The organism is Pirellulales bacterium (assembly GCA_035939775.1).
GTDB lineage: Bacteria > Planctomycetota > Planctomycetia > Pirellulales > DATAWG01 > DASZFO01.
The window spans coordinates 1-3,976 of record DASZFO010000102.1 but is presented as its reverse complement, the minus strand read 5'-3'; the positions used below and the strand labels follow the sequence as shown (position 1 = coordinate 3,976).

The following is a 3,976-nucleotide window of genomic DNA, read 5'->3' as shown; positions in this document are numbered from 1 at the left end:
CGACAGGCGTGCCGCGTGGAGCTGAGCAAACATAGCGTAATAGCGATCGAGCGATTCGGGGTGCCGCTCGATTAAGAGGGCATCCAACAACAGCTCGCAGGCGATGTGCCCCAGGAATCCGCAGCGAAAGTTGTCGCCCGGGCCCAAAAAATCGCGAAAGAGCCGTGCGAGATGGGCCGTTGCCTCGGCAAACGCCCGCGTCTTGTGAAACCACCGGTCATCCTCGAAATGCTGCCAGGCCCCGGCGGCCAATTCCGCGTCGATCGAGCCCGAGCCATCGGCCCGTTCCAAGACCTGCTTGTGCCGCAGCCGCACGCGGCGGTCGATTACCGACAGCCAATCGGGGAGCGCCGTCCCCGCAAGGAACCAAGGGCGATCGAGAAAACGAATTCCATGCGCGAAATAATTCATTCGACGGCGAAACCTATCGGCCCGCGAGGCGTCTCAGAGCGGGCTCGATCAGATCATTGAGGCGACGCGCCCATTCCACATTTCTGAGAATCCAAAGGACCGGCCAGTAGAAGGATTCGTACGGCGCAAACAGGTCGATTCCGCGCGACCTCAGCAACAACAACGCGACGTACGCCGGAATGATGCTCAGCAGATAGATCAGCGCGATCGCGAGCAACCCCCGAATGTTCAGAAGCGCCAAGAGAGCGCTGGGTCGCTCGTCTTTGGCGGTGCCGTCGTTACTGGCTCGCTCGGTCGTCATTCCTCGGGCTCTCAAACGGTTCCATTGTAATCTCGGCGAACCAAAAACGGTCTGGACCGAGATCGACTCCCCCAAGCGAGCCGGTTCGGCGGGATTTTGGCAAAACTCCGACCAGCTGGAATTCTTGTAGGAAATGCCCCTGCAAGGCCATGGGCGTATCACCCGACCAGGAGCATGCCGCGCGGTGTTGTCAGCGGCACCCTCATCGTGCACAATCCGAAGCGCGCTCCACAAGAATTCTGCGCGAAAGATACCCGATGGCTAAGCCCTCTTTGCGGTTGATCGTGCTGGCACGGGACCAAACTCCGCGCGTCCAGGACGCCTGGCGCGAGTTGTCTGAGTTCCTTGCGAGCGAGCCGGGAGTTAACGTCGTCGCGGCCGCAGTCACCGATGACCTCGTGCTCGACGATCTCGAAGCCGATTTGGTCGCAGTGCTGGGCGGCGATGGGGCAATCTTGCGCGCGTGTCGGCAGATGGGAATGAGGCAGCTCCCGATCGTGGGAGTCAATCTGGGCCGACTCGGGTTCTTGGCCGACCTCTCTCCGGAAGAGTTCAAGCAACAATTTCCCAAGCTGCAGGCTCGAGATTACCGAATCATCGAGCACCTGATGTTTGAGTGTACGGTCAAGGCGGCCGGTTATCCGGTCGAGACGTTTTTGGGCCTGAACGAAGTGGCGGTCTCCTGCGGCGGGTCGCTCCACATGGTCGACGTGCACCTGGCGATCGACGGTGAGTCGGTCACGACCTATAGCTGCGACGGCCTGATCGTCAGCACGCCGGTCGGTTCGACAGCGTACAGCCTGGCGGCCGGCGGCCCGATCTTGAGGCAGGATCTCGAGGCGTTTGTCGTGACGCCGAACTGCCCGCACGCGCTCACGAACCGGCCTTTGGTCGATCGAGCCGATTGCGTCTATACGCTTACCTTACGACGCGGCCGCGATGGAGCCGCCGTTGTCATCGATGGGCAAGTGCAGCGACCGCTCCATGTAGGAGATGTCGTCGAGGTCCGACGGGCACCGGTGACGTTCAAGATGGCACGCGTCAGCGGCCTGAGCTATTACGCGACGCTGCGCCGAAAACTCCACTGGGGCACTCAGCCGCGCTACAACTCTGATGACGAGGCTGAGTAGGGTGGGCCGAGGCCGTTTCGGCCGCTGGCCACCATCCCTCCTATTCGAGCGGCGTTGAATCGGTGGGCCTTCGGCCGAAGCGGCCTTGGCCCACCCTACAAATCTAAGCGCGTCACGCAGCTCGGCATCATTGCTGCGGATACTGCATCGGCCGCGGCGGGAAGAACAAGCCGAAGGCGTTCTTGATCAGCGCGTTGATGACCGGGTGCGTCCCCTTCACGTAGATCGAAAGAGGAACCTGAAAGCCGCTGAGCTTTTGATGCTTGAACTCGTCGCTCGTTTGTCCGATGAAAATTCGGCGCGGCCCACGTTGGAAGGCGGCTGACATCGCCTCAAAGAACAGGTTGAAATAGAGGTCGCATTCGGGGTTCAGATCGTAGTCGTACCCAACGAACATCTGGTCGAAGACCTCTTCGACCGTCAGCGTCGCCGCGAAGGCCACGATTCGCTCGCCTTGAAAGACGTACGTGAAGAGCGAATTTTCCGGCATCTGGCGGGCAATCTCGCGGAAGAATTCCGCGGGGAGCCGTTCGAATCGCACCTTGGCCCGATCGAGCACGCCGTCATAGAGTCGGTGAACCGCGTTGGTGTAGAGCCGATCGGCCCCGTCGCCTCCGCGAAGGTGGACCACCTTGAATCCGAACTTCGCGAATTTTTCCCGCGACTTTCGGATCGTGCGCCTCTTGGCCGAGGGAATGCTCGCGAGATATTGGTCGAAGCTGGTGTATTCGGCCGGAGCACAGTTCATCGGCAGGCTGTCAGCCCGGCGGTAACCGAGCGCGGAAAGCGATTCGAGATCGTGGCACTCGTGCGCTTCAAATTCCTTGAAGACGATGCATTTCGCTTTGGTTTCGCGGGCAAAACGCCGCGCCTGCTCGTCGATTAGTCGCAGAACGGCTTCGCGGTCAGCCTCGGGAGCAAATCGCAAATGACTCGCGCCGCAAGAAATCGGCAGTCCCACAAGCAGCAGAGGACTGCGCAACAAGACGGGCGCCACGCCGTTGATGACGTTCGCCACTTTCCGGGCGAAGCCGTCCGCCAGCACGGCCGCGTCGACCGGGAAAAAACAGAGACACGCGGCTGCCACCGGATGGCCATGCTCATCGCGGACAATAACCTGACGGAAGCGGCAAATGTGGCCCAACGAATTCTCGACGGCCGCGACGAACCCGGGATGCATGCACGGGTCGGCGTGCGGGTCGCGCACGCGGTTCCACTCGTCCGGATCAACGTCGCGGATCGAATCGTAAACGGACGCGGTGTAGCGAAGCCGCGTGGAGGAAGGCTGGCTGGAAACGACCATCGTCAAGGGTGCCGTCGCCGCGTCAAAAGCGTTGAAGAAACGCCGCGGTGCCTTACTGAGCTGCATCCGCCGGAGTGAATCCAGCGCGCTGGGCCGCGTCGTGCTTGCCAACGCTCGTCTTGGCGATCATCTCGCCGATGATCGAGACGATGAAATCGATTTCCTCACAGGTTTTCTCAAAGGCGGACAAGAACTCCTGCGTTTGAGCTTCCGTAATCGTCAGCGGCGGCTCGATCCGCAGGACCAAGGGGTTGGAACGAGTGAACTGAGTGTAGATCGAATGCCCCTGCATCAGCGTCTGCATTGCGTGCAGCACGTGAAACGCGTCGATCATCTGGCCGACTTCGGAGGCGATGAAGCGGGCCATTCCGGTCGGGTCAATCGCGAGCCAATGCGTCTTGACGTTGGCCTGGAGCGGGTTGAATTCGACGCCCAGCAACAATCCCCGTCCGCGCACCTGCTTCACGCAGCGGAACCGCTTGGCGATCTCGCTCAATCCCTCGAGAAGCTGCTCGCCGCGACGGGCGGCGTTTTCGGCCAACCGTTCATTTTCAAGAACGTCCAGAGCCGCCAGGCCCGCGGCCGTGGCCAGGCTTCCTCCGCCGAAGGTGCTCGTGTGCAGCGTGCAATTGCCGACCGTGCCGTACGCCTTCATCCACAGGTCGCGGCGAGCGAGCATCGCGCCGATGGGCATCAATCCGCCGCCCAATGATTTGGCCAGTGTCATCGCGTCGGGGTGAACATCTTCGTGTTCGACAGCGAAGGTCATTCCCGTGCGGCCCATTCCTGTCTGAACCTCGTCAACGATCAACAGGGTCTCGGTCGAGCGGC

General features: G+C 61.2%; 5 protein-coding genes. 1 reads left to right on the top strand and 4 read right to left on the bottom strand.

The window, feature by feature from the left end; genetic code table 11:
* Positions 1–411: hypothetical protein (locus tag VGY55_06405; protein HEV2969604.1), on the bottom strand; the 411-nt coding region annotated here is incomplete at its 3' end.
* A gap of 13 nt (positions 412–424) precedes the next feature.
* Complete coding sequence (locus VGY55_06400; GenBank protein ID HEV2969603.1) at positions 425–712, bottom strand: hypothetical protein; 288 nt, start codon at positions 710–712, stop codon at positions 425–427.
* Between the two features lie 257 nt (positions 713–969).
* On the opposite strand from VGY55_06400, the gene VGY55_06395 reads away from it, so the two are divergent.
* Positions 970–1,842, top strand: a complete 873-nt coding sequence (locus VGY55_06395) for an NAD(+)/NADH kinase (GenBank protein ID HEV2969602.1) — start codon at positions 970–972, stop codon at positions 1,840–1,842.
* Positions 1,843–1,969: 127 nt separating this feature from the next.
* On the opposite strand, the gene VGY55_06390 is transcribed toward VGY55_06395, so the two are convergent.
* Together VGY55_06390 and VGY55_06385 are read right to left on the bottom strand one after the other, a co-directional pair.
* Positions 1,970–3,211: a GNAT family N-acetyltransferase gene (locus VGY55_06390; GenBank protein ID HEV2969601.1), complete on the bottom strand. Its 1,242-nt coding sequence runs from the start codon at positions 3,209–3,211 to the stop codon at positions 1,970–1,972.
* Positions 3,198–3,976 (bottom strand): aminotransferase class III-fold pyridoxal phosphate-dependent enzyme (locus VGY55_06385; protein ID HEV2969600.1); only part of this gene is annotated, 779 nt, incomplete at its 5' end. The genes VGY55_06385 and VGY55_06390, both read right to left, overlap by 14 nt.